The 20,133-nt window shown below is 69.8% G+C and carries 31 protein-coding genes; all 31 read left to right on the top strand.

What is annotated here, in order from left to right:
• Nucleotides 1–48: 48 nt before the first annotated feature.
• Nucleotides 49–1,290: a transcriptional regulator gene (locus tag E8D34_RS12155; protein ID WP_136594908.1), complete on the top strand. Its 1,242-nt coding sequence runs from the start codon at nucleotides 49–51 to the stop codon at nucleotides 1,288–1,290.
• A gap of 70 nt (nucleotides 1,291–1,360) precedes the next feature.
• The gene (locus tag E8D34_RS12150) at nucleotides 1,361–1,864 is read left to right on the top strand and encodes a (2Fe-2S)-binding protein (RefSeq protein WP_136594907.1); all 504 of its coding nucleotides are present in this window, start codon (nucleotides 1,361–1,363) and stop codon (nucleotides 1,862–1,864) included.
• Nucleotides 1,861–4,299 carry a xanthine dehydrogenase family protein molybdopterin-binding subunit gene (locus E8D34_RS12145; RefSeq protein WP_136594906.1) on the top strand — a complete coding sequence of 813 codons (2,439 nt, stop codon included), beginning with the start codon at nucleotides 1,861–1,863 and terminating at the stop codon, nucleotides 4,297–4,299. The genes E8D34_RS12150 and E8D34_RS12145 overlap by 4 nt, the downstream gene beginning before the upstream one ends.
• Nucleotides 4,296–5,153: a xanthine dehydrogenase family protein subunit M gene (locus E8D34_RS12140; RefSeq protein WP_136594905.1), complete on the top strand. Its 858-nt coding sequence runs from the start codon at nucleotides 4,296–4,298 to the stop codon at nucleotides 5,151–5,153. The genes E8D34_RS12145 and E8D34_RS12140 overlap by 4 nt, the downstream gene beginning before the upstream one ends.
• A gap of 10 nt (nucleotides 5,154–5,163) precedes the next feature.
• On the top strand, nucleotides 5,164–5,925 hold the full coding sequence (locus E8D34_RS21550) for an SRPBCC family protein (RefSeq protein ID WP_136594904.1): 762 nt from the start codon (nucleotides 5,164–5,166) through the stop codon (nucleotides 5,923–5,925).
• A 33-nt stretch (nucleotides 5,926–5,958) separates the two neighbouring features.
• Nucleotides 5,959–6,354: a RidA family protein gene (locus E8D34_RS12130; protein WP_136594903.1), complete on the top strand. Its 396-nt coding sequence runs from the start codon at nucleotides 5,959–5,961 to the stop codon at nucleotides 6,352–6,354.
• Between the two features lie 25 nt (nucleotides 6,355–6,379).
• Nucleotides 6,380–7,156: a M50 family metallopeptidase gene (locus E8D34_RS12125; RefSeq protein ID WP_240771312.1), complete on the top strand. Its 777-nt coding sequence runs from the start codon at nucleotides 6,380–6,382 to the stop codon at nucleotides 7,154–7,156.
• A 441-nt stretch (nucleotides 7,157–7,597) separates the two neighbouring features.
• A complete protein-coding gene (gene rpsJ / locus E8D34_RS12120) occupies nucleotides 7,598–7,906 on the top strand; it encodes a 30S ribosomal protein S10 (RefSeq protein WP_007078637.1) in 309 nt (102 codons plus the stop codon).
• 17 nt (nucleotides 7,907–7,923) lie between these two features.
• The gene (gene rplC, locus E8D34_RS12115) at nucleotides 7,924–8,574 is read left to right on the top strand and encodes a 50S ribosomal protein L3 (protein WP_136594902.1); all 651 of its coding nucleotides are present in this window, start codon (nucleotides 7,924–7,926) and stop codon (nucleotides 8,572–8,574) included.
• Between the two features lie 5 nt (nucleotides 8,575–8,579).
• Nucleotides 8,580–9,191 carry a 50S ribosomal protein L4 gene (gene rplD / locus E8D34_RS12110; protein ID WP_136594901.1) on the top strand — a complete coding sequence of 204 codons (612 nt, stop codon included), beginning with the start codon at nucleotides 8,580–8,582 and terminating at the stop codon, nucleotides 9,189–9,191.
• Nucleotides 9,188–9,493 (top strand): 50S ribosomal protein L23, encoded by a 306-nt coding sequence (gene rplW, locus E8D34_RS12105; protein ID WP_136594900.1) that lies wholly within the window; start codon nucleotides 9,188–9,190, stop codon nucleotides 9,491–9,493. Before rplD ends, rplW begins: the two co-directional genes overlap by 4 nt.
• A 27-nt stretch (nucleotides 9,494–9,520) precedes the next feature.
• Nucleotides 9,521–10,357 (top strand): 50S ribosomal protein L2, encoded by an 837-nt coding sequence (gene rplB / locus E8D34_RS12100; protein WP_136594899.1) that lies wholly within the window; start codon nucleotides 9,521–9,523, stop codon nucleotides 10,355–10,357.
• A gap of 6 nt (nucleotides 10,358–10,363) precedes the next feature.
• Nucleotides 10,364–10,645, top strand: a complete 282-nt coding sequence (gene rpsS / locus E8D34_RS12095) for a 30S ribosomal protein S19 (protein WP_136594898.1) — start codon at nucleotides 10,364–10,366, stop codon at nucleotides 10,643–10,645.
• A complete protein-coding gene (gene rplV, locus E8D34_RS12090) occupies nucleotides 10,642–11,061 on the top strand; it encodes a 50S ribosomal protein L22 (protein ID WP_136594897.1) in 420 nt (139 codons plus the stop codon). Before rpsS ends, rplV begins: the two co-directional genes overlap by 4 nt.
• Complete coding sequence (gene rpsC / locus E8D34_RS12085) at nucleotides 11,061–11,885, top strand: 30S ribosomal protein S3 (RefSeq protein ID WP_136594896.1); 825 nt, start codon at nucleotides 11,061–11,063, stop codon at nucleotides 11,883–11,885. The genes rplV and rpsC overlap by 1 nt, the downstream gene beginning before the upstream one ends.
• A gap of 3 nt (nucleotides 11,886–11,888) precedes the next feature.
• A complete protein-coding gene (gene rplP, locus E8D34_RS12080; protein ID WP_038681126.1) occupies nucleotides 11,889–12,308 on the top strand; it encodes a 50S ribosomal protein L16 in 420 nt (139 codons plus the stop codon).
• Nucleotides 12,308–12,547, top strand: a complete 240-nt coding sequence (gene rpmC / locus E8D34_RS12075) for a 50S ribosomal protein L29 (protein WP_136594895.1) — start codon at nucleotides 12,308–12,310, stop codon at nucleotides 12,545–12,547. The genes rplP and rpmC overlap by 1 nt, the downstream gene beginning before the upstream one ends.
• Entirely contained in the window at nucleotides 12,547–12,828 is a 282-nt protein-coding gene (gene rpsQ, locus E8D34_RS12070; RefSeq protein ID WP_136594894.1) for a 30S ribosomal protein S17, read from the top strand. The genes rpmC and rpsQ overlap by 1 nt, the downstream gene beginning before the upstream one ends.
• 69 nt (nucleotides 12,829–12,897) lie before the next feature.
• Nucleotides 12,898–13,266: a 50S ribosomal protein L14 gene (gene rplN / locus E8D34_RS12065; protein ID WP_136594893.1), complete on the top strand. Its 369-nt coding sequence runs from the start codon at nucleotides 12,898–12,900 to the stop codon at nucleotides 13,264–13,266.
• A complete protein-coding gene (rplX, locus tag E8D34_RS12060) occupies nucleotides 13,266–13,631 on the top strand; it encodes a 50S ribosomal protein L24 (protein ID WP_136594892.1) in 366 nt (121 codons plus the stop codon). The genes rplN and rplX overlap by 1 nt, the downstream gene beginning before the upstream one ends.
• 1 nt (nucleotide 13,632) lies before the next feature.
• Nucleotides 13,633–14,202: a 50S ribosomal protein L5 gene (gene rplE, locus E8D34_RS12055; protein ID WP_136594891.1), complete on the top strand. Its 570-nt coding sequence runs from the start codon at nucleotides 13,633–13,635 to the stop codon at nucleotides 14,200–14,202.
• 22 nt (nucleotides 14,203–14,224) lie between these two features.
• Nucleotides 14,225–14,410 carry a type Z 30S ribosomal protein S14 gene (locus E8D34_RS12050; RefSeq protein WP_011757321.1) on the top strand — a complete coding sequence of 62 codons (186 nt, stop codon included), beginning with the start codon at nucleotides 14,225–14,227 and terminating at the stop codon, nucleotides 14,408–14,410.
• A gap of 69 nt (nucleotides 14,411–14,479) precedes the next feature.
• Entirely contained in the window at nucleotides 14,480–14,884 is a 405-nt protein-coding gene (gene rpsH / locus E8D34_RS12045) for a 30S ribosomal protein S8 (protein ID WP_136594890.1), read from the top strand.
• Between the two features lie 25 nt (nucleotides 14,885–14,909).
• Nucleotides 14,910–15,449: a 50S ribosomal protein L6 gene (gene rplF, locus E8D34_RS12040; protein ID WP_136594889.1), complete on the top strand. Its 540-nt coding sequence runs from the start codon at nucleotides 14,910–14,912 to the stop codon at nucleotides 15,447–15,449.
• A 2-nt stretch (nucleotides 15,450–15,451) separates the two neighbouring features.
• A complete protein-coding gene (gene rplR / locus E8D34_RS12035; RefSeq protein WP_136595029.1) occupies nucleotides 15,452–15,835 on the top strand; it encodes a 50S ribosomal protein L18 in 384 nt (127 codons plus the stop codon).
• Between the two features lie 28 nt (nucleotides 15,836–15,863).
• Entirely contained in the window at nucleotides 15,864–16,505 is a 642-nt protein-coding gene (gene rpsE, locus E8D34_RS12030; protein WP_136594888.1) for a 30S ribosomal protein S5, read from the top strand.
• Nucleotides 16,505–16,693: a 50S ribosomal protein L30 gene (gene rpmD, locus E8D34_RS12025; protein WP_136594887.1), complete on the top strand. Its 189-nt coding sequence runs from the start codon at nucleotides 16,505–16,507 to the stop codon at nucleotides 16,691–16,693. The genes rpsE and rpmD overlap by 1 nt, the downstream gene beginning before the upstream one ends.
• Before the next feature lie 2 nt (nucleotides 16,694–16,695).
• Nucleotides 16,696–17,136: a 50S ribosomal protein L15 gene (gene rplO, locus E8D34_RS12020; RefSeq protein ID WP_136594886.1), complete on the top strand. Its 441-nt coding sequence runs from the start codon at nucleotides 16,696–16,698 to the stop codon at nucleotides 17,134–17,136.
• 255 nt (nucleotides 17,137–17,391) lie between these two features.
• Nucleotides 17,392–18,696, top strand: a complete 1,305-nt coding sequence (secY, locus tag E8D34_RS12015; RefSeq protein WP_136594885.1) for a preprotein translocase subunit SecY — start codon at nucleotides 17,392–17,394, stop codon at nucleotides 18,694–18,696.
• Nucleotides 18,697–18,698: 2 nt separating this feature from the next.
• Complete coding sequence (locus E8D34_RS12010; protein ID WP_136594884.1) at nucleotides 18,699–19,274, top strand: adenylate kinase; 576 nt, start codon at nucleotides 18,699–18,701, stop codon at nucleotides 19,272–19,274.
• 31 nt (nucleotides 19,275–19,305) lie between these two features.
• Nucleotides 19,306–20,130 carry a type I methionyl aminopeptidase gene (gene map / locus E8D34_RS12005; protein ID WP_206056705.1) on the top strand — a complete coding sequence of 275 codons (825 nt, stop codon included), beginning with the start codon at nucleotides 19,306–19,308 and terminating at the stop codon, nucleotides 20,128–20,130.
• Nucleotides 20,131–20,133 lie beyond the last annotated feature (3 nt).

The following is a 20,133-nucleotide window of genomic DNA, read 5'->3' as shown; positions in this document are numbered from 1 at the left end:
CCCATCTAGACGAGTGATGGCCGTCACACTGCGGGCTAGATTGGCGGCATGAGGGAACTCGACCAGCGCCGGCGGGACACCCTGGCGGCCTGGGCGACCTTCGTCGAGGACGGCGACCGGGTGGCGTCGAGCGTGCGGCCCGAGATCCTCGCCAGCTGGGCGCGCTCGGGGCGCGCGGTGGCGCCCGACCTGATCGGGGCGCCGCTCGCCGACGAGCAGGAGACGAGCACCTACTGGAGCGGCTCGCCGCTGCAGGTCGCGGTCGAGCGGGTCGAGGCCGACCTGCGCCGCACTGCCGAGGACGGTGACCTGGTGATCGCGGTGACCGACCCGGACACCCGGCTGCTGTGGACCTACGGCGGGCGGGCGATGCGGCGCAAGGCCGAGACCGTCAACTTCGTCCCCGGTGGGCGCTGGGACGACCGGTCGGTCGGCACCAACGCGCTGGACCTGGCCAACCGGCTGGACCGGCCGGCGACCGTCTTCAGTGCCGAGCACTTCGCGCCGATCGTGCACAACTGGGTCTGCTGGGCTGCGCCGCTGCACGACCCCGCCACCGGCGCGCGGCTCGGGGTCATCGACATCTCCACCACCTGGGACCGCACCCACCCGATCGGGATGGCGACCGTCCGCGTGCTGGCGCGGATGCTGGAGCAGGCGATGCCGCTGAGCCGCATGCACCCGGCCGCCCCGGCCGCCGGCGCTGCCCGGGCCGACGAGCCCGGCCTGGTGCTGCGGCTGCTCGGCAGCACCGTGGTCCGGGTGGACGGTCAGCCCCTGCTGCTCAACCGCCGCCAGACCGAGATCCTCGCCCTGCTGGCGCTGCACCCCGACGGCCTCTCCCTGGAGCAGCTGCACGCGATGCTCTACGGCGACCACGCGGTGACCTTCTCCACGCTCAAGGCCGAGGTCTCGCACCTGCGCCACGCGCTGTCGGGCCAGCTCGCCTCCCGCCCCTACCGGCTGCCGATGCCGATCACCACCGACGTGGACCAGGTGCTGACCCTGCTCCGGTGCGGACGGGTCGCCGCCGCGGTCGACGCCTACGGCGGCGAGCTGCTGCCGGGCACCGAGAGCCCGGCGCTGATCGAGACCGGCGAGTACGTCGCCGTCGCGGTCCGCGAGGCGCTGCTGGCCGACCCCCAGCCCGATGCCGTGCTGCGGTTCAGCGAGCTGGCGCCGTACGACACCGCGGTGCTGGAGGCGTGCCTGGAACGACTCGACCGGGAGGGCCGCAGGCACCCTGTCGCCGCCCTGCTCAAGGCCCGCCTCGCGGTCGCGGGCCGCTGACCTACCGGGAACCAACCAGCCCTTCCTAGCGTGAGCCACGTCACAGGTCCCACGCGCTCAAGGGAGAGTCATGACCCGGATCAGTCTCACCGTCGACGGTCAGCAGGTCGCTGACGACGTCGAACCCCGGATGCTCCTCGTCCAGTACCTGCGGGAGAAGCTCGGGAAGACCGGCACCGTCGTCGGCTGCGACACCAGCAGCTGCGGCGCCTGCACCGTCCACCTCGACGGCACCAGCGTGAAGTCGTGCAACGTGCTGGCGGTCCAGGCCGACGGGGCCGAGGTGACCACCGTCGAGGGGCTGGCCGCCGCCGACGGCACCCTGCACCCGGTCCAGGAGGCGTTCCGCGAGTGCCACGGCCTGCAGTGCGGCTTCTGCACCCCGGGCATGATCATGCAGTCGATCGACCTGCTCAACGAGAACCCGGACCCCTCGGAGGAGGCGATCCGGCTCGGGCTCGAGGGCAACCTGTGCCGCTGCACCGGCTACCACAACATCGTCCGGGCCGTGCAGCACGCCGCGGCGGCCCAGTCCGCACCGTCCTCCGGCGCCGGCGAGGGGGTGACGGCATGACCGCCACCCAGGACTCCGCCGCCGCCGAGATCGGCCGCGAGCGGCGCCGCAAGGAGGACCAGCGTCTGATCACCGGCCGCACCCGGTGGACCGACAACATCGTGCTCCCCGGCATGCTGCACCTGGCGATGGTGCGCAGCCCGTTCGCCCACGCCACCATCGCCTCGATCGACACCGCGGCGGCCCAGGCCGCCCCCAACGTCACGGCCGTGCTGACCGGCTCGGACTTCGGCGAGGAGCTCGGCGTCTGCATCAACGCCTGGCCGGTCACCGAGGACCAGGTGGCCCCGACGCACTCGCCGATGCCCGCGGACCGGGTCACCTTCGCGGGCGAGGTGGTCGCCGTGGTCGTCGCCCGTTCGGCGGCCGCCGCTCGCGACGCGGCGGAGCTGGTCGAGGTCGAGTACGACGAGCTGCCGGCCGCGCTCGACCTCAAGGAGGCCGCCGAGGACCGGGTGCTGGCCCACCCGGACCTGGGCACCAACAGGTCGGCGTTCTGGGTCTTCGACTCCGGTGAGGCCGGCACGGGGGGCGACGTCGAGGAGGCGATCGCGCGGGCCCGCGAGGACGGGATCCTCATCGAGCGCGAATTCCGCCAGCAGCGACTCATCCCGGCGTTCATGGAGCCGCGGTCGGTGGTGGTCGACCCGACCGGTGAGCAGCTCACCATGTGGTCGGCCACGCAGATCCCGCACATCGTCCGGTTCGCGCTCGCGGCCACGACCGGGGTGCCGGAGTCGAAGATCCGGGTGATCGCGCCCGATGTCGGCGGCGGCTTCGGCGGCAAGCTGCAGGTCACGCCCGAGGAGTGGATCGCCTGGGCGGTGGCGCGGCGGCTGGGCAAGCCGGTCAAGTACACCGAGACCCGCTCGGAGTCGCTGCTCTCCGGGCACCACGGCCGTGACCAGTGGCAACGGCTCACGCTCGCCGCCGACAAGGACGGCAACGTGACCGGCTTCAAGGCCGACCTGCTCGCCGACCTCGGCTCCTACGTCTCCCTGCTCGGCACCGGCACTCCGGTGCTCGGTGCCTTCATGTACAACGCGATCTACAAGTTCGCCGCCTACCGCTTCCAGGTGCTCGGCGTGCTCACCAACAAGACGTGGACCGACGCCTACCGCGGCGCCGGTCGCCCGGAGGCCACCTTCGCGATCGAGCGGATGATGGACGAGCTGGCCGCCGAGGTCGGCGTCGACCCCCTGGAGATCCGCGAGCGGAACTGGATCAAGCACGACGAGTTCCCGTTCACCACCGTGGCCGGGCTGACCTACGACGGCGGCAACTACGAGGCGGCCACGGCGCGCGCCAAGGAGATGATCGGGTACGACGCGCTGCGGGCCGAGCAGGCCGAGCGCCGCGCCAACGGCGACCGGGTGCAGCTCGGCATCGGCGTCTCCACCTTCACCGAGATGTGCGGCCTGGCGCCCTCCCGGATCCTCGGCAGCCTCAACTACGGTGCCGGTGGCTGGGAGGCGGCGAGCGTCCGGATGACGCCGCTGGGCAAGGTCGAGGTGATCACCGGGGCGAGCGCCCACGGCCAGGGCCACGAGACGGCGTTCAGCCAGATCGTGGCCGACCGGCTCGGCGTGCCGTTCGAGGACGTCGAGGTCTACCACGGGGACACGCTGGTCGCGCCGCGCGGCATGGACACCTACGGGTCGCGCTCCCTGGTGGTCGGCGGAGAGGCGCTGGTCCGCGCGGCCGACAAGGTGATCGAGAAGGCCCGACCGCTGGCCGCGCACCTGCTCGAGGCCTCGGTCGACGACCTGGAGTTCGCGGGCGGCCGGTTCACGGTGCGCGGCACCGACCAGGGGATGGCCCTGGCGGAGCTCGCCACCGCGACCTTCGCCGGCCACGACTACCCGGAGGGGATGGAGCTGGGGCTGGACGCGGACGCGACGTTCGACCCGGTCGACTTCAACTACCCGCACGGCACCCACCTGTGCGCCGCGGAGGTCGACACCGAGACCGGGGCGGTGAAGCTGCGGGCCTACGCCTGCTGCGACGACATCGGCAACATCATCAACCCGCTCATCGTGGCCGGCCAGGTGCACGGCGGCCTGGTGCAAGGCATCTCGCAGGCGCTGTGGGAGGAGGCGGTCTACGACGAGAACGGGACGCTCGTCTCCGGCTCGTTCGTGGACTACCTGCTGCCCACCGCGGCCGACACCATCTCGTTCGACATCGACCACACCTACACGCCGTGCACCACCAACACGCTCGGCACCAAGGGGGTGGGCGAGGCCGGCGCGATCGCGTCCACCCCCGCGGTGGTCAACGCCGTGGTCGACGCCGTGCGCCACCTCGGGGTCAACGACATCCAGATGCCCTGCACGCCCGAGAGGGTCTGGCGGGCGATCCATCACGGCGCACCGGACGCGGAGACCACCGGGTCCGCCGTACCTCACTTCGACGAGACCGGAGGCCAGGCATGATCCCCGCAGCGTTCGAGTACGTCGCACCGACCACCGTCGACGAGGCGCTGGCTGCGCTGGCCGAGCACGGCGACGAGGCCAAGATCATCGCCGGCGGGCAGAGCCTGCTGCCGGTGCTCCGGATGCGGCTCAACGCCCCCGAGTGGGTGATCGACCTGGGCCGGATCCCGGAGCTCAGGGGCGTCTGCGACGGCGGCGACCACCTCGCCATCGGCGCGATGACCACCCACCACGAGGTGGGGCACAGCGCGCTGGTGCACGAGCACGCCCTGCTGATCAGCAAGGCGATCACCCACCTCGCCGACGCGCAGGTGCGCCACCGCGGCACCTTCGGCGGCGCGCTCGCCCACGCCGACCCGGCCGGCGACCTCGGTGCGCCGGCGCTCGCCCTGGACGCGACCTTCGTGATCCAGGGGGCCGGCGGCACCCGCACGGTGCCGGCCGCGGAGTTCTTCGTCGACCTCTTCGAGACCGACATCTCCGACGACGAGATCCTCACCGAGGTGCGGGTGCCCAAGCACGACGGCTGGGGGGCGGCGTACGAGAAGTTCGTGCGGATCGCGCACCAGTGGCCGATCGTCGCCGTCGCGGCGACGGTCCGGATGGAGGGCGACACCATCGCCGAGGCCCGGGTCGGTCTGACCAACATGGGCCCCACCCCGCTGCGCGCGAGCGCCACGGAGCAGGCGCTGGTCGGCAGTCAGGCCACCGAGGAGAGCGTCGCCGCCGCGGCCTCGCTCGCCGCCGAGGGCACCAACCCGCCGAGCGACCTCAACGGGGCCGCCGACTACCGGCGGCACCTGGCGACGGTGCTGACCCGACGCGCGGTGCTGGCCGCGGCCGGCGGGGCCTGAGGACGCCGGCGTGGACCTCACCCACTCCTTCACCGTCCCCACCGGCCTGGACGCCACCTGGGAGCACTTCGGCGACATCGGCGGTCTCGCCGAGTGCTTCCCCGGGGCGCAGATCACGTCGGTGGCGGAGAACGAGGCCGGAATGCCGACCTTCGCGGGCAGCGTCAAGGTCAAGCTCGGGCCGATCGCCCTGGTGTACGCCGGGGCCGGGTCGTTCGTCGAGCGGGACGCGGAGGCGCACCGGTTCGTGGTCGAGGCCAAGGGGCGCGACAAGCGTGGCAACGGCACCGCCGGGGCGACCGTCACGGTCGCGATGACCGCCGAGGGGGAGCAGGCCACCCACGTCGAGGTGGTCACCGACCTCGCCATCACCGGCAAGCCGGCCCAGTTCGGCCGGGGCGTGATGCAGGACGTCTCCGACAAGCTGCTCGGGCAGTTCATGACCTGCCTGGAGCAGCGGCTGGCGGCCGGCGAGCAACCCGCGGGCGAGGAGCGCGCGGACGGGCCGGCCGCGGAGGCAGCGGCCACCGACCGGTCGGAGGACCCGTCGGCCGGGGTCACCCCGGCGCAGGCCGCGGCGGCCGCGGCGGCCGGCGAACCGGGTGTGGCGGCCGCGCCGCCGGCGCCACCGGCCACCCCGCCCGCGGGCGACGCGCTCGACCTCGGCGCGACCGTCGTACCGGTGCTGGTGAAGTCGTACGGCAAGCAGGTCGCCATGGGCCTCCTGGGCCTGCTCCTGGTGGTGCTGGTGATCCGGCGGCTGCGCCGCTGACCGCGGCGGCCCCCGGCCTGGCACGCTGGCCCCATGACCGTGGAGCTGCTCCGGGCGCCGGGCCTGGCCGACGACGTCCCCTACGCCTACGCCAGCCGCGTCGGGGACCTGGTGTTCACCGCTGGCGCCTGCCCCCTCGACGAGCGCGGCCAGGTGGTGGCGCCCGGTGACGTGACCGCCCAGGCGACGCGGGTGATGGACAACCTGGTCGCCGCGCTCGCCGCCTCCGGCTGCGCGCTCACCGACGTCGCCCGGACGACGGTGTACGTCGCCTCGGCCGACCGCGCCGACCTGGTCGCCGCCTGGCGGCTGGTGCGCGCGCGATTCGGCGACCACGACTGCCCGAGCACGCTGGTCGGCGTCACGGTGCTCGGCTACCCCGACCAGCTCGTCGAGGTGGAGGCGATCGCCGCCCGGCCACGCGCCTGAGCCCGCCCGGCTAGGGTCCGTCCTCGTGGACGACGCAGCCGAGGTGGTACGACGGATCGCTGGCGACCTCGTCGCCGTCGACGCCGCGCCCGGGATCGGCGTGGTCTGGGGGACGCTGGCCCTCGCGCTGCTGCTGGTGGCCTGGGGGCCGGCCTGGCGGCGTACCCGGCACGTGGTGACGATCGCCCACGAGGGCGGCCACGCCGCCGCCGCGCTGCTGTCGGGCCGCCGGCTGACCGGGATCCGGCTGCATGCCGACACCTCGGGCGTGACCGTCTCCCGCGGCCGGCCGACCGGCCCGGGGATGGTGCTCACGGTGGCGGCGGGCTACCCGGCGCCGGCCCTCGTCGGCCTGGCCGCCGCGTCGATGCTGGCGGCCGGCCGCGCGGCCGGCGCGCTGTGGGTGACGGCGTTGCTGCTGGCCGCGATGCTGCTGATGATCCGCAACCTGTACGGCCTGCTGGTGCTGCTCCTCGCCGGCGCCGGCGTCGTCCTGCTGTCGTGGTGGGCCGACCCGGCCGTGCGCTCGACGGTGGCCCACGTGGTCGCCTGGGTGCTGCTGCTCGGTGCGCCGCGGGCGGTGCTGGAGCTGTGGTCGGAGCGGCGCCGCCAGCGGGGCGCCCCCGGCACCGGACGCTCGGACGCGGACCAGCTGGGCCGGCTGACCCCGCTGCCGGCCGGCCTGTGGACCGCGATCTTCCTCGCGGTCGTGCTGGCGGCCGGCGCTGCCGGGGCGCTGGCGCTGACCGGGTCGGCCCGACCGGAGTCGGTCGGCTTCCTGGCCGGCACCCTCGGACGGTGATCTAGGACACCTCGCGGGCGGAGGGCATGGGCCGGCCACGATCGGCTCCTCTTCGATTTGGCCGTCCCCGGGATCTCTGCGAAGATAGTCAAGTTGCTCCGGCGGGTCGCCGGGGTGCACCACACCTTGACTCCTGAATCGTGTCTCCCGCGCGGATCCTTCGCTGATCCGTGGTGAGCCTTCTTAGTTGTCGTCGTGTGTCGCATCCCGATCCCGACAGAGAAGCCCCGAGTCCTGGTTGCAGGACGAGGGGGAGACGCTCGGGGGAGACCCGATCAGTCCGACACCAGCTTCGTCGAGGAGTGGGTGTCGGGCGGCCCACAACACACGAGTTCCACCCACGACCAGTGCGGTCGCGCATGTTCCGAATACGCGACACGCCCGACCTCGGGGGTCGGGGCTGGCAGTTCCGGTTACGACACAGAAGGACGAGAGAGACCTATGGCGGGACAGAAGATCCGCATCAGGCTCAAGGCCTATGACCACGAGGTGATCGACACCTCGGCGCGCAAGATCGTGGACACGGTCACCCGCACGGGTGCCAAGGTCGCCGGCCCGGTGCCGCTGCCGACCGAGAAGAACGTCTTCTGCGTCATCCGCTCGCCGCACAAGTACAAGGACTCGCGCGAGCACTTCGAGATGCGCACCCACAAGCGCCTCATCGACATCATCGACCCGACCCCGAAGACGGTGGACAGCCTCATGCGGCTCGACCTCCCCGCCGGTGTCGACATCGAGATCAAGCTCTGACGCGAAGGCTGATTTCTATGACTTTCGAACGCAACGTCAAGGGGCTTGTCGGCACGAAGCTCGGCATGACCCAGCTCTGGGACGACAACAACCGGGTGATCCCGGTGACCGTCGTCGCCGCCTCCACCAACGTGGTGACCCAGGTCCGCCAGCCTGAGCCGGACGGCTACAACGCCATCCAGATCGGCTTCGGCGAGATCGAGGGCCGCAAGGTCAACAAGCCGCAGGCGGGTCACTTCGCCAAGGCCGGCACGACCCCGCGCCGCCACGTGATCGAGATCCGCACCGCCGACGCCGCCGACTACACCATCGGCCAGGAGCTGGCCGTCGACACCTTCGCCGCGGGCGAGGCCATCGACGTCACCGGCACCAGCAAGGGCAAGGGCTTCGCCGGTGTCATGAAGCGCCACGGCTTCGCCGGTGTGAGCGCCTCGCACGGTGCCCACCGCAACCACCGCAAGCCCGGCTCGATCGGCGCCTGCGCCACCCCGGGCCGCGTCTTCAAGGGCCTGCGGATGGCTGGTCGCATGGGTACCGACACCGTCACCACCCAGAACGTCACCGTCCACGCCGTTGACGTGGAGAAGGGCCTGATCCTGCTCAAGGGCGCCGTTCCCGGCCCCAAGGGTGGCGTCGTGGTCCTGCGCACGGCTGCGAAGAAGGGCTGAACACCATGGCCAAGACCGTTTCCGTCGAGTTCCCCGCCGAGATCTTCGGTGTCGAGCTCAACGTCCCCCTGATCCACCAGGTCGTCGTCGCCCAGCAGGCTGCTGCGCGCCAGGGCACCCACGCCACCAAGACCCGCGGCGCCGTCCGCGGCGGTGGCAAGAAGCCCTACAAGCAGAAGGGCACCGGCCGCGCCCGTCAGGGTTCGACCCGCGCCCCGCAGTTCGCCGGCGGTGGCACCGTCCACGGCCCGCAGCCGCGCGACTACAGCCAGCGCACCCCCAAGAAGATGAAGGCCGCCGCCCTGCGCGGTGCCCTCTCCGACCGGGCGCGCCACGACCGCATCCACGTGGTCGAGGCCCTGGTCGCCGGCGACAAGCCGTCGACCAAGACCGCCCTGACCGCTCTGTTCGAGCTGACCGACCGCCGCAAGTTCCTCGTGGTCCTGGACCGCACCGACACCATCACCTGGCTGTCGCTGCGCAACGCCCCCGAGGTGCACCTGGTGGCCGTCGACCAGCTCAACACCTACGACGTGCTCTCCAGCGACGACGTGGTGTTCAGCAAGGCCGCCTTCGACGCTCTCGTGGGCGCCGCCACCAAGGAGGACGACAAGTGAGCACGCTCCACAAGGACCACCGCGACATCCTGATCGCGCCGGTCGTCTCGGAGAAGAGCTACGGCCTGCTCGACGCCAACAAGTACACCTTCCTGGTGCACCCGGACGCCAACAAGACCGAGATCAAGATCGCGGTCGAGAAGGTGTTCAACGTCAAGGTCACGTCGGTCAACACCCTCAACCGTCCGGGCAAGACCCGTCGGACCCGCTACGGCATCGGCAAGCGCAAGGACACCAAGCGCGCGATCGTCAGCCTGGCCGAGGGCCACCGCATCGACATCTTCGGAGGTCCGGTCTCCTGACCGGGCGGGTAAAGGACTGAAGAGATAATGGCTATCCGTAAGTACAAGCCGACCACCCCGGGCCGTCGTGGCTCCTCGGTGGCCGACTTCGTCGAGATCACCCGGACCACGCCGGAGAAGTCGCTGACCCGTCCGCTGCCCAAGAAGGGCGGCCGCAACAACCAGGGCCGGATCACCACCCGGCACCAGGGTGGCGGTCACAAGCGGGCCTACCGGGTCATCGACTTCCGTCGCTACGACAAGGACGGCGTGCCGGCCAAGGTCGCTCACATCGAGTACGACCCCAACCGCACCGCTCGCATCGCGCTGCTGCACTACGCGGACGGCGAGAAGCGCTACATCGTTGCGCCGAAGGACCTGAAGCAGGGCATGACCGTCGAGGCCGGAGTCGGCGCCGACATCAAGCCGGGCAACAACCTGCCGCTGCGCAACATCCCGGTCGGTACCACGATCCACTGCATCGAGCTCCGCCCCGGCGGAGGCGCGAAGATGGCTCGCTCGGCCGGCAACAGCGCCCAGCTGGTCGCCCGTGAGGGCTCCCGCGCCACCCTGCGTCTGCCCTCGGGCGAGATGCGCTTCGTCGACGTGCGCTGCCGCGCCACCGTCGGCGAGGTGGGCAACGCCGAGCAGTCCAACATCAACTGGGGCAAGGCCGGCCGCATGCGCTGGAAGGGCAAGCGCCCGACCGTCCGCGGTGTCGTCATGAACCCGGTCGACCACCCGCACGGTGGTGGTGAGGGCAAGACCTCCGGTGGTCGCCACCCGGTCTCCCCCTGGGGCAAGCCCGAGGGCCGCACGCGCAAGCGCAAGGCCTCGGACGCCCAGATCATCCGTCGTCGTAAGTCCGGCAAGGGTAGGAAGTAACCAGCGATGCCTCGCAGCCTGAAGAAGGGTCCCTTCGTCGACGACCACCTCATGAAGAAGGTGGACGCCGAGAACGAGAAGGGTTCTCACAACGTCATCAAGACCTGGTCGCGCCGCTCGATGATCGTGCCGGCGATGATCGGTCACACGATCGCGGTCCACGACGGTCGCAAGCACGTGCCGGTCTTCATCTCTGACTCGATGGTCGGCCACAAGCTGGGCGAGTTCGCCCCGACCCGCACCTACCGCGGACACGTCAAGGAAGACCGGAAGGGACGCCGTCGATGAGCACCACCGAGCGTCACCGCACCAGCGCGCGGCGCGAGTCGCTGCTCGGCGACCAGCCGGGTGCGTTCGCCACCGCCCGCTTCGTGCGGATCACCCCCATGAAGGCGCGCCGCGTCGTCGACCTGGTCCGCGGTCTCCCCGTGGACGAGGCGCTGACCACGCTGCAGTTCCTGCCGCAGGCCGCCGCCGCCACCGTCTACAAGGTGCTCGAGAGCGCCGTCGCGAACGCTGAGACCACCGAGGGCCTGGCCGCCGCCGACCTCGTCGTCTCGGTCGCCCGCGTGGACGAGGGTCCGACGATGAAGCGCTGGCGCCCGCGTGCCCAGGGCCGGGCCACCCGCATCAACAAGCGGACCAGCCACATCACCCTGGCCGTGCAGCCGGCGGACGCCGTCAAGAAGGGGAGCACCAAGTAATGGGTCAGAAGATCAACCCGAACGGCTTCCGTCTCGGCATCTCGACCGACCACAAGTCGCGTTGGTACGCCGACAAGCTGTACAAGTCGTACGTCGGTGAGGACGTCGCGATCCGCAAGCTGCTCTCCAAGGGCATGGAGCGGGCCGGCATCGCCAAGGTCGAGATCGAGCGCACCCGCGACCGGGTCCGTGTGGACATCCACACCGCCCGCCCGGGCATCGTCATCGGTCGCCGTGGCGCCGAGGCCGACCGCATCCGCGGCGAGCTCGAGAAGCTGACCGGCAAGCAGGTCCAGCTGAACATCCTCGAGGTCAAGAACCCGGAGATCGACGCGCAGCTCGTCGCCCAGGGCGTCGCCGAGCAGCTCTCGGGCCGCGTTCAGTTCCGCCGCGCCATGCGCAAGGCGATGCAGACCGCGATGCGCTCCGGTGCCAAGGGCATCCGGATCCAGTGCTCGGGCCGCCTCAACGGCGCCGAGATGTCGCGCACCGAGTTCTACCGCGAGGGTCGCGTTCCGCTGCACACGCTGCGGGCCGACATCGACTACGGCTTCTACGAGGCCCGCACGACCTTCGGCCGCATCGGCGTCAAGGTCTGGATCTACAAGGGCGAGGTTGCCGGCACCCGTGCCGAGCGCCAGGCCCAGGCCGCTGCTCGCGCCGGTGTCCCCGGCCGCGGCGGTCGCCCCAACCGCGGTGGTGACCGTCCGACCCGTGGGTCGCGCGGGGACCGCCCGAGCCGCTCGGACCGTGAGGCCAGCACCGCTCCCGCGGAGGCTGCCGAGACCGTCGCCGCCGAGCCGACCACCGGAACGGAGTCCTGACACATGTTGATGCCGCGTCGCGTCAAGCACCGCAAGCAGCACCACCCCAAGCGTCGGGGCGCTGCCAAGGGCGGTACCTCGCTGGCGTTCGGTGACTTCGGTATCCAGGCGGTCGAGGGTCACTACGTGACCAACCGCCAGATCGAGTCCGCTCGTATCGCCATGACCCGCCACATCAAGCGTGGCGGCAAGGTCTGGATCAACATCTACCCGGACCGCCCGCTGACCAAGAAGCCGGCCGAGACCCGCATGGGTTCCGGTAAGGGTTCCCCGGAGTGGTGGGTCGCCAACGTCAAGCCCGGTCGCGTCATGTTCGAGCTGTCCGGTGTTCCGGAGGACGTCGCCCGCGAGGCGATGCGCCGGGCCATCCACAAGCTGCCCATGAAGTGCCGTTTCATTACTCGAGAGGCTGGTGAGTTCTGATGGCGAACGCAGTGCACGCCCACGAACTGGACGAGCTCAACGACATCGACCTCGAGGCCAAGCTCCGCGAGGCCAAGGAGGAGCTGTTCAACCTGCGCTTCCAGGCCGCCACCGGTCAGCTTGAGAGCCACGGTCGGCTTCGTACGGTCAAGAAGGACATCGCCCGGATCTACACCGTGGTGCGCGAGCGCGAGCTCGGCATCCGGACCGCGCCGGGTGCAGCTGAGGAGGAGAACTGATGGGCGAGAACGTTTCGGCCGAGGCCGTGGAGCGCAACTCGCGCAAGACCCGCGAGGGTCTCGTCGTCAGCGACAAGATGGACAAGACCGTCGTCGTCTCCGTGGAGGACCGGGTCAAGCACCCCCTCTACGGCAAGGTCATGCGCCGGTCCAGCCGGCTGAAGGCCCACGACGAGCAGAACGCCTGTGGCGTCGGCGACCGCGTCCTCATCATGGAGACCCGGCCGCTGTCGGCGACCAAGCGCTGGCGCGTCGTCGAGATCCTCGAGCGCGCCAAGTAATTCACCAGTTCGGCCAGGCTCGTCCCGCGTAGTGCGGACGAGAACCGGCACGACAATCAGGAGAAATCGATGATTCAGCAGGAGTCGCGACTGAAGGTCGCCGACAACACCGGTGCCAAGGAGATCCTGTGCATCCGGGTTCTCGGCGGTTCCGGTCGCCGCTACGCGGGGATCGGCGACACCATCGTCGCCACCGTCAAGGACGCCATCCCCGGCGGCAACGTGAAGAAGGGTGACGTCGTCAAGGCGGTCGTCGTGCGTACCGTCAAGGAGCGGCGCCGTCCCGACGGTTCCTACATCCGCTTCGACGAGAACGCTGCGGTGATCCTCAAGAACGACGGCGAGCCCCGTGGCACGCGCATCTTCGGCCCCGTCGGCCGTGAGCTGCGCGAGAAGAAGTTCATGAAGATCATCTCGCTCGCGCCGGAGGTGCTGTGATGAAGAAGCCCAACCTCCGCATCAAGAAGGGCGACACCGTCAAGGTGATCGCGGGCAAGGACAAGGGCGCCGAGGGCAAGGTCATCAAGGTGCTCCGCGAGGAGCAGCGCGTGATCGTCGAGGGCGTCAACCGCATCAAGAAGCACACCAAGGTCGTCGACCAGGGTGGCCGCGCCGGCAGCACCGGCGGCATCGTCACCACCGAGGCGCCGATCCACGTGTCCAACGTGATGCTGGTCGAGGGCGACGGTGTGACCCGCGTGGGTTACAAGCGCGTCGAGGTGACCAAGCGTCGCCCCGACGGCTCGGAGTACTCCTCCAGCCGCAGCGTCCGCATCTCCCGCAAGACCGGTAAGGAGATCTGAGATGACCGAGACCACCACCGAGAAGGTGACGCCTCGGCTCAAGACCCGCTACCGCGAGGAGATCCTCCCGGCGCTGCGGTCCGAGTTCGAGATCGAGAACGTCATGCAGGTCCCCGGCCTGGTCAAGATCGTGGTCAACATGGGTGTCGGCGAGGCTGCTCGCGACTCCAAGCTGATCGAGGGCGCCATCCGCGACCTCACCGCGATCACCGGCCAGAAGCCGGCCGTGACCAAGGCCCGCAAGTCCATCGCGCAGTTCAAGCTGCGTGAGGGCATGCCGATCGGCGCGCACGTCACGCTGCGCGGCGACCGGATGTGGGAGTTCCTGGACCGCCTGCTGAGCCTGGCTCTGCCGCGTATCCGTGACTTCCGCGGTCTGTCGCCGAAGCAGTTCGACGGCCGTGGCAACTACACCTTCGGTCTCACCGAGCAGGTCATGTTCCACGAGATCGACCAGGACAAGATCGACCGCAGCCGCGGTATGGACATCACGATCGTCACCACCGCCACGACCGACGACCAGGGCCGCGCGCTGCTCAAGCAGCTGGGCTTCCCGTTCGCCGAGCGCTGAGCAGGCAGAGGGAGAGACAGACATGGCGAAGACTGCGCTGAAGGTGAAGGCCGCGCGCAAGCCGAAGTTCGCGGTTCGTGGCTACACCCGCTGCCAGCGGTGTGGCCGTCCGAAGGCCGTCTACCGCAAGTTCGGCCTGTGCCGGATCTGCCTGCGGGAGATGGCGCACCGCGGCGAGCTGCCCGGCGTCACCAAGTCCAGCTGGTAATCAACTCACACACGTAGCAGGTCGCTGGGCCCCAGGCACCGGCGAAACCACTTCGAGAAAGAACGCATCATGACGATGACTGACCCGATCGCAGACATGCTCACGCGTCTGCGCAACGCCAACCAGGCGTACCACGACGCGGTGACCATGCCGTACAGCAAGCTCAAGCAGGGCGTGGCTGAGATCCTCAAGCAGGAGGGTTACATCACCTCCTTCGACGTCGCCGACAACGACAACGGCGTTGGCCAGGTGCTGACCATCACGCTGAAGTACGGCCGCAACCGCGAGCGTTCCATCGCTGGCGTGCGCCGGATCAGCAAGCCCGGTCTGCGGGTCTACGCCAAGCACACCAACCTGCCGAAGGTCCTCGGTGGCCTGGGCGTGGCGATCATCTCCACGAGCCAGGGCCTGCTGACCGACCGCCAGGCGAACCAGAAGGGCGTGGGTGGGGAAGTCCTCGCCTACGTCTGGTGACGAGACCAGGAAAGGAAGCAGAACAATGTCTCGCATTGGCAAGCTGCCCGTCCCGGTCCCGGCCGGTGTCGACGTTCAGATCGACGGCGCGACCGTCACGGTGAAGGGCCCCAAGGGTGCCCTGTCCCACACCGTCGCCGCGCCGATCACCGTCGAGAAGGGCGATGGCGTCCTGGACGTCAAGCGTCCCGACGACCAGCGTGAGAGCAAGGCCCTGCACGGCCTCTCGCGCACCCTGATCAACAACATGGTCGTGGGCGTCACCGAGGGTTACGAGAAGAAGCTCGAGATCGTCGGTGTCGGTTACCGGGTGCTCCCCAAGACCCCGACCCAGGTCGAGTTCCAGCTCGGCTACTCGCACCCGATCATCTTCGACGCGCCGGAGGGCATCACCTTCGCCGTCGAGGGTCCGACCAAGCTGGGCGTCGTGGGTATCGACAAGCAGCTCGTCGGAGAGGTCGCGGCGAACATTCGCAAGCTCCGCAAGCCCGAGCCGTACAAGGGCAAGGGCGTCCGGTACGCCGGCGAGCACATCCGTCGCAAGGTCGGAAAGGCTGGTAAGTGACCATGGCGATCACCCTCAAGCACCAGCGGAACCTCTCGAAGCGCGCCAGCTCCAAGCTGCGCCGCCAGATCCGGGGCCGCAAGAAGATCAACGGCACCGCCGAGCGTCCGCGCATGGTGGTCACCCGGTCGACCAAGCACATCTCGGTCCAGGTCGTCGACGACCTGGTCGGCAAGACCGTCGCCTCGGCGTCGACCATGGAGGGCGACCTGCGCGCCTTCGATGGCGACAAGACCGCGAAGGCCAAGAAGGTCGGCGAGCTCGTCGCCGCCCGTGCGAAGGACGCCGGTGTCGAGGCGGTCGTGTTCGACCGCGCCGGTAACAAGTACCACGGTCGCATCGCGGCCCTGGCTGATGGCGCCCGCGAGGGCGGCCTGAGCTTCTGACCGCGAGAAAGACAAGGGAGACAGACTCATGAGCGGAGCCCAGCGCGGACAGCGTTCGGGTGGCGACCGTGGCGGTCGCGGCGGTCGTGACGACCGTCGCGGTGGCGCGGACAAGAACCAGTACGTCGAGCGCGTCGTTGCGATCAACCGAGTTGCCAAGGTCGTGAAGGGCGGTCGTCGCTTCAGCTTCACCGCCCTGGTCGTCGTCGGCGACGGTGACGGTCTGGTCGGCGTCGGCTACGGCAAGGCCAAGGAAGTTCCCGCGGCGATCGCCAAGGGTGTCGAGGAGGCGAAGAAGAACTTCTTCCGCGTCCCCCGCATCCAGGGCACGATCCCGCACCCGGTGCAGGGCGAGAAGGCCGCTGGCGTGGTCTTCCTTCGTCCTGCCGCCCCCGGTACCGGTGTTATCGCCGGTGGCCCGGTGCGTGCGGTGCTGGAGTGCGCCGGCATCCACGACGTCCTCAGCAAGTCGCTGGGCTCGTCGAACCAGATCAACATCGTGCACGCCACGGTGGAGGCTCTGCGGATGCTCGAGCAGCCCGAGACCGTCGCGGCCCGTCGTGGCCTGCCGGTCGAGGACGTCGCCCCGGCGGCGCTGCTCAAGGCGAAGGCCGAGGGCGAGGCCGCTGCTGCGGCCGCGGCCAAGGCGCCGGAAGGTGTGAACGTCTGATGGCGCAGCTGAAGGTGCAGCAGACCAAGTCGACGATCGGCCGCAAGGCCAACCAGCGCGAGACCCTGCGCAGCCTCGGTCTCAAGCGGATCGGCGATGTCGTGATCAAGGAGGACCGTCCGGAGATCCGGGGCATGGTCCACACCGTCCGTCACCTCGTGACGGTCGAGGTTGTCGGAGGCGAGTGACAATGACTCTCAAGCTCCACCACCTCCGCCCGGCGGAGGGTGCGAAGAAGGCCAAGACCCGTGTGGGTCGCGGTGAGGGTTCGAAGGGTAAGACCGCGGGTCGCGGTACGAAGGGCACCAAGGCGCGCAACCAGGTTCCGGTTGCGTTCGAGGGTGGCCAGATGCCGATCCACATGCGGCTCCCGAAGCTCAAGGGCTTCAAGAACCCGTTCAAGGTGACCTACCAGGTCGTCAACCTGGACCGGATCAGCGAGCTGTTCCCCGAGGGTGGCGACGTCACCCCGGAGAGCCTCGTGGCGCGCGGCGCCGTCCGCAAGGGCGAGCCGGTCAAGGTTCTCGGTCAGGGCGACCTGACCGTCAAGGTGGCCGTGAGCGCGAACGCGTTCTCGACCTCCGCGAAGGACAAGATCGAGGGTGCTGGCGGGACCGTCACGGTCCTGTGACCTCGGCTGCGAAGGCGCGGCGAGGCGGCGTAGAGCCGCCCCGCCGCGCCTTTCGTGCATCCGGACCCCGGTCGCGCCGGTGCCCGCGGGCAGCGGCGCCGGGGTCGCTGCGCAGACCCGTTACCGATGGCGGGAGGGGCATGCGCCTACCCGCCTGTTAGGCTTCCCGCGGCCGCTCGCATGCGAGATCAGTGGTCGAGCAGAACCAGACCCGCAGCACCACCCGCGGCGGCCAGGAATAGAAAGAGGACCCGAGTGCTCAGCGCGTTCGTGAACGCCTTCCGTACCCCGGATCTGCGGCGCAAGCTGCTGTTCGTCCTGTTCATCATCGTGATCTTCAGGGCGGGCTCCCAGATCCCGGCGCCCGGGGTCGACGTGGCCAACGTCGAGAGGTGCATCAACCTGGTCCAGGAGGGCGAGAACGCCAGCCTGTACAGCCTGGTCAACCTGTTCTCCGGCGGCGCCCTGCTCCAGCTGACGGTCTTCGCGCTCGGCATCATGCCGTACATCACCGCGAGCATCATCCTGCAGCTGCTGGTGGTGGTGATCCCGCGGCTGGAGGCCCTCAAGAAGGAGGGCCAGGCCGGCCAGACCAAGATCACCCAGTACACCCGGTACCTGACGCTGGGCCTCGCTGTCCTCCAGGCGACCGGCATCGTCGCGCTGGCGCGCTCCGGCAACCTGCTGCAGGGCTGTGAGTACCCGCTGCTGCACAGCGACGACACCAAGACGTTCCTGATCCTGGTCGTCACCATGACCGCCGGTACCGCCGTGATCATGTGGCTGGGCGAGCTGATCACCGAGCGCGGCATCGGTAACGGCATGTCGATCCTGATCTTCACCCAGGTCGTGGCGACCTTCCCGGCCGGTCTGTGGGCCGTGCAGAAGAGCCAGGGCTGGTGGACCTTCGGCGTCGTGGTCCTGATCGGCCTGGCGATCGTCGCGGCGGTCATCTTCATCGAGCAGGCGCAGCGCCGGATCCCGGTCCAGTACGCGCGTCGGATGGTCGGGCGGAAGATGTTCGGCGGCAGCTCGACGTACATCCCGCTGAAGGTGAACCAGGCCGGCATCATCCCGGTCATCTTCGCCTCGTCGCTGCTGTACCTGCCCGCGATGCTCGTGCAGTTCAACCAGAACAGCGACTCCTGGTGGCTGGGCTGGGTCAACGACTACCTCGTGGACCAGGCCAGCCCGGTGCACATGGCGCTGTACTTCGCCATGATCATCTTCTTCACCTACTTCTACGTGTCGATCACCTTCAACCCCGAAGAGGTGTCCGACAACATGAAGAAGTACGGCGGCTTCATCCCCGGGATCCGGGCGGGCAAGCCGACCCAGGACTACCTGTCCTACGTCCTGTCCCGCATCACGCTGCCCGGCGCGCTCTACCTCGGTCTGATCGCCCTGGTCCCGATCATCGCGTTCGTGATGATCAATGCGGACTCCAACTTCCCGTTCGGCGGTACCTCCATCCTGATCATGGTGGGCGTCGCTCTCGACACGGTGAAGCAGATCGAGAGCCAGCTCCAGCAGCGCAACTACGAAGGATTCCTGCGGTAATCATGCGTCTTCTGATCATGGGCCCCCCGGGGGCCGGCAAGGGCACCCAGGCCCGGTTCATCGCCGAGCGGTTCGGCATCCCGGCGATCTCGACCGGCGACATCTTCCGCGCGAACGTCGGCCAGGGCACGCCGCTGGGTGTCGAGGCCAAGCGCTACATGGATGCCGGCGAGTACGTCCCGGACGAGATCACCAACAACATGGTCCGCAACCGGATCGCCGAGCCGGACGCCGAGGGCGGCTTCCTGCTCGACGGCTATCCCCGGACGCTGGCCCAGGTCGAGGAGCTCGACGGCATGCTCGCCGCCTCCGACCACAAGCTCGACGCGGTGGTCGTGCTCACCGCCGACTCCGACGAGCTGGTCGCGCGGCTGCTGCAGCGGGCCCAGATCGAGGGCCGCGCCGACGACACCGAGGACGTCATCCGTCGTCGCCAGGAGGTCTACCTGGCCGAGACCGAGCCGCTGATCGCGGTCTACGACGCCCGCGGCCTGGTGCGCGCCGTCGACGGGATGGGCGAGGTCGACGAGGTCACCCAGCGGATCGCCGCCGTCCTCGACGACGTGGCCGGGAACTGAGCAGGACGAGAAGGTCGGAGGCCCGCCGATGATGTTCGGAGATCGCCGGGTCGAGATCAAGACCCCGGACCAGGTGCGCTCGATGCGCGCCGCGGGGCTGGTGGTCGGTCGCACCCTGGAGCTGCTGCGCGACGCGGTGGCTCCGGGGGTGACGACCGCCGAGCTGGACCGGCTGGCCGAGGAGAGCATCCGATCCCACGGCGCCGAGCCGTCCTTCCTCGGCTACGGCGAGCCGCCGTTCCCGGCGAGCATCTGCGCGTCGGTGAACGAGGAGGTCGTGCACGGCATCCCCGGCGCGCGCCGCCTCGCCGAGGGCGACGTGATCTCGATCGACTGCGGCGCGATCGTGGACGGCTGGCACGGTGATGCGGCGATCACGGTCCCGGTCGGGGAGGTGCGCCCCGAGGTCGCCGAGCTCCTTCGCGTCACCGAGGAGTCGCTGTGGGCCGGCCTGGCCGCGGTGCGCAACGGCGGCCGGGTCACCGACATCGGGCACGCGGTCGAGACCTTCGTCCGCGGCGCCGGCGACTACGGCATCGTCGAGGACTACACGGGCCACGGCATCGGCACGTCGATGCACATGGCGCCCGACGTGCCCAACTACGGCCGCCCCGGTCGCGGCCCGCGGCTCAAGCCGGGCATCGCGCTGGCCGTCGAGCCGATGGTGGTGCTCGGGGACCAGGAGACCGGCGTGGCCGAGGACGAGTGGACCGTGGTCACGCTCGACGGCACGTGGGCGGCCCACTACGAGCACACCTTCGCGCTCACCCCGGACGGCGTCTGGGTGCTGACCGCGCTGGACGGCGGGCGCGAGCGGCTGACCGCGCTCGGCGCGCCGTACGGCGGGGAGGACTGACCG

Origin of the sequence: Nocardioides sp. GY 10113 (genome assembly GCF_004919105.1) — a bacterium.
Taxonomy (GTDB): Bacteria; Actinomycetota; Actinomycetes; order Propionibacteriales; family Nocardioidaceae; genus Nocardioides.
Note: the sequence above shows the minus strand (reverse complement) of the source record. Positions and strands in the feature narration are given on the sequence as shown.

What these genes read in the sequence shown, in the direction of transcription:
- rpsE (WP_136594888.1), top strand. Translation starts at nt 15,864, where the DNA reads ATGAGCGGAGCCCAGCGCGGACAGCGTTCGGGTGGCGACCGTGGCGGT.
- E8D34_RS12010 (WP_136594884.1), top strand. Translation starts at nt 18,699, where the DNA reads ATGCGTCTTCTGATCATGGGCCCCCCGGGGGCCGGCAAGGGCACCCAG.
- rpsC (WP_136594896.1), top strand. Translation starts at nt 11,061, where the DNA reads ATGGGTCAGAAGATCAACCCGAACGGCTTCCGTCTCGGCATCTCGACC.
- rplN (WP_136594893.1), top strand. Translation starts at nt 12,898, where the DNA reads ATGATTCAGCAGGAGTCGCGACTGAAGGTCGCCGACAACACCGGTGCC.
- rplD (WP_136594901.1), top strand. Translation starts at nt 8,580, where the DNA reads ATGGCCAAGACCGTTTCCGTCGAGTTCCCCGCCGAGATCTTCGGTGTC.
- map (WP_206056705.1), top strand. Translation starts at nt 19,306, where the DNA reads ATGTTCGGAGATCGCCGGGTCGAGATCAAGACCCCGGACCAGGTGCGC.
- rplO (WP_136594886.1), top strand. Translation starts at nt 16,696, where the DNA reads ATGACTCTCAAGCTCCACCACCTCCGCCCGGCGGAGGGTGCGAAGAAG.
- rpsJ (WP_007078637.1), top strand. Translation starts at nt 7,598, where the DNA reads ATGGCGGGACAGAAGATCCGCATCAGGCTCAAGGCCTATGACCACGAG.
- rpsS (WP_136594898.1), top strand. Translation starts at nt 10,364, where the DNA reads ATGCCTCGCAGCCTGAAGAAGGGTCCCTTCGTCGACGACCACCTCATG.
- E8D34_RS12150 (WP_136594907.1), top strand. Translation starts at nt 1,361, where the DNA reads ATGACCCGGATCAGTCTCACCGTCGACGGTCAGCAGGTCGCTGACGAC.
- rplF (WP_136594889.1), top strand. Translation starts at nt 14,910, where the DNA reads ATGTCTCGCATTGGCAAGCTGCCCGTCCCGGTCCCGGCCGGTGTCGAC.
- rplB (WP_136594899.1), top strand. Translation starts at nt 9,521, where the DNA reads ATGGCTATCCGTAAGTACAAGCCGACCACCCCGGGCCGTCGTGGCTCC.
- rpsQ (WP_136594894.1), top strand. Translation starts at nt 12,547, where the DNA reads ATGGGCGAGAACGTTTCGGCCGAGGCCGTGGAGCGCAACTCGCGCAAG.
- rpsH (WP_136594890.1), top strand. Translation starts at nt 14,480, where the DNA reads ATGACGATGACTGACCCGATCGCAGACATGCTCACGCGTCTGCGCAAC.
- rplV (WP_136594897.1), top strand. Translation starts at nt 10,642, where the DNA reads ATGAGCACCACCGAGCGTCACCGCACCAGCGCGCGGCGCGAGTCGCTG.
- rplE (WP_136594891.1), top strand. Translation starts at nt 13,633, where the DNA reads ATGACCGAGACCACCACCGAGAAGGTGACGCCTCGGCTCAAGACCCGC.
- rplC (WP_136594902.1), top strand. Translation starts at nt 7,924, where the DNA reads ATGACTTTCGAACGCAACGTCAAGGGGCTTGTCGGCACGAAGCTCGGC.
- rplR (WP_136595029.1), top strand. Translation starts at nt 15,452, where the DNA reads ATGGCGATCACCCTCAAGCACCAGCGGAACCTCTCGAAGCGCGCCAGC.
- rpmD (WP_136594887.1), top strand. Translation starts at nt 16,505, where the DNA reads ATGGCGCAGCTGAAGGTGCAGCAGACCAAGTCGACGATCGGCCGCAAG.
- rplP (WP_038681126.1), top strand. Translation starts at nt 11,889, where the DNA reads ATGTTGATGCCGCGTCGCGTCAAGCACCGCAAGCAGCACCACCCCAAG.
- E8D34_RS12050 (WP_011757321.1), top strand. Translation starts at nt 14,225, where the DNA reads ATGGCGAAGACTGCGCTGAAGGTGAAGGCCGCGCGCAAGCCGAAGTTC.
- rpmC (WP_136594895.1), top strand. Translation starts at nt 12,308, where the DNA reads ATGGCGAACGCAGTGCACGCCCACGAACTGGACGAGCTCAACGACATC.
- rplX (WP_136594892.1), top strand. Translation starts at nt 13,266, where the DNA reads ATGAAGAAGCCCAACCTCCGCATCAAGAAGGGCGACACCGTCAAGGTG.
- E8D34_RS12145 (WP_136594906.1), top strand. Translation starts at nt 1,861, where the DNA reads ATGACCGCCACCCAGGACTCCGCCGCCGCCGAGATCGGCCGCGAGCGG.
- E8D34_RS12130 (WP_136594903.1), top strand. Translation starts at nt 5,959, where the DNA reads ATGACCGTGGAGCTGCTCCGGGCGCCGGGCCTGGCCGACGACGTCCCC.
- E8D34_RS12140 (WP_136594905.1), top strand. Translation starts at nt 4,296, where the DNA reads ATGATCCCCGCAGCGTTCGAGTACGTCGCACCGACCACCGTCGACGAG.
- E8D34_RS12155 (WP_136594908.1), top strand. Translation starts at nt 49, where the DNA reads ATGAGGGAACTCGACCAGCGCCGGCGGGACACCCTGGCGGCCTGGGCG.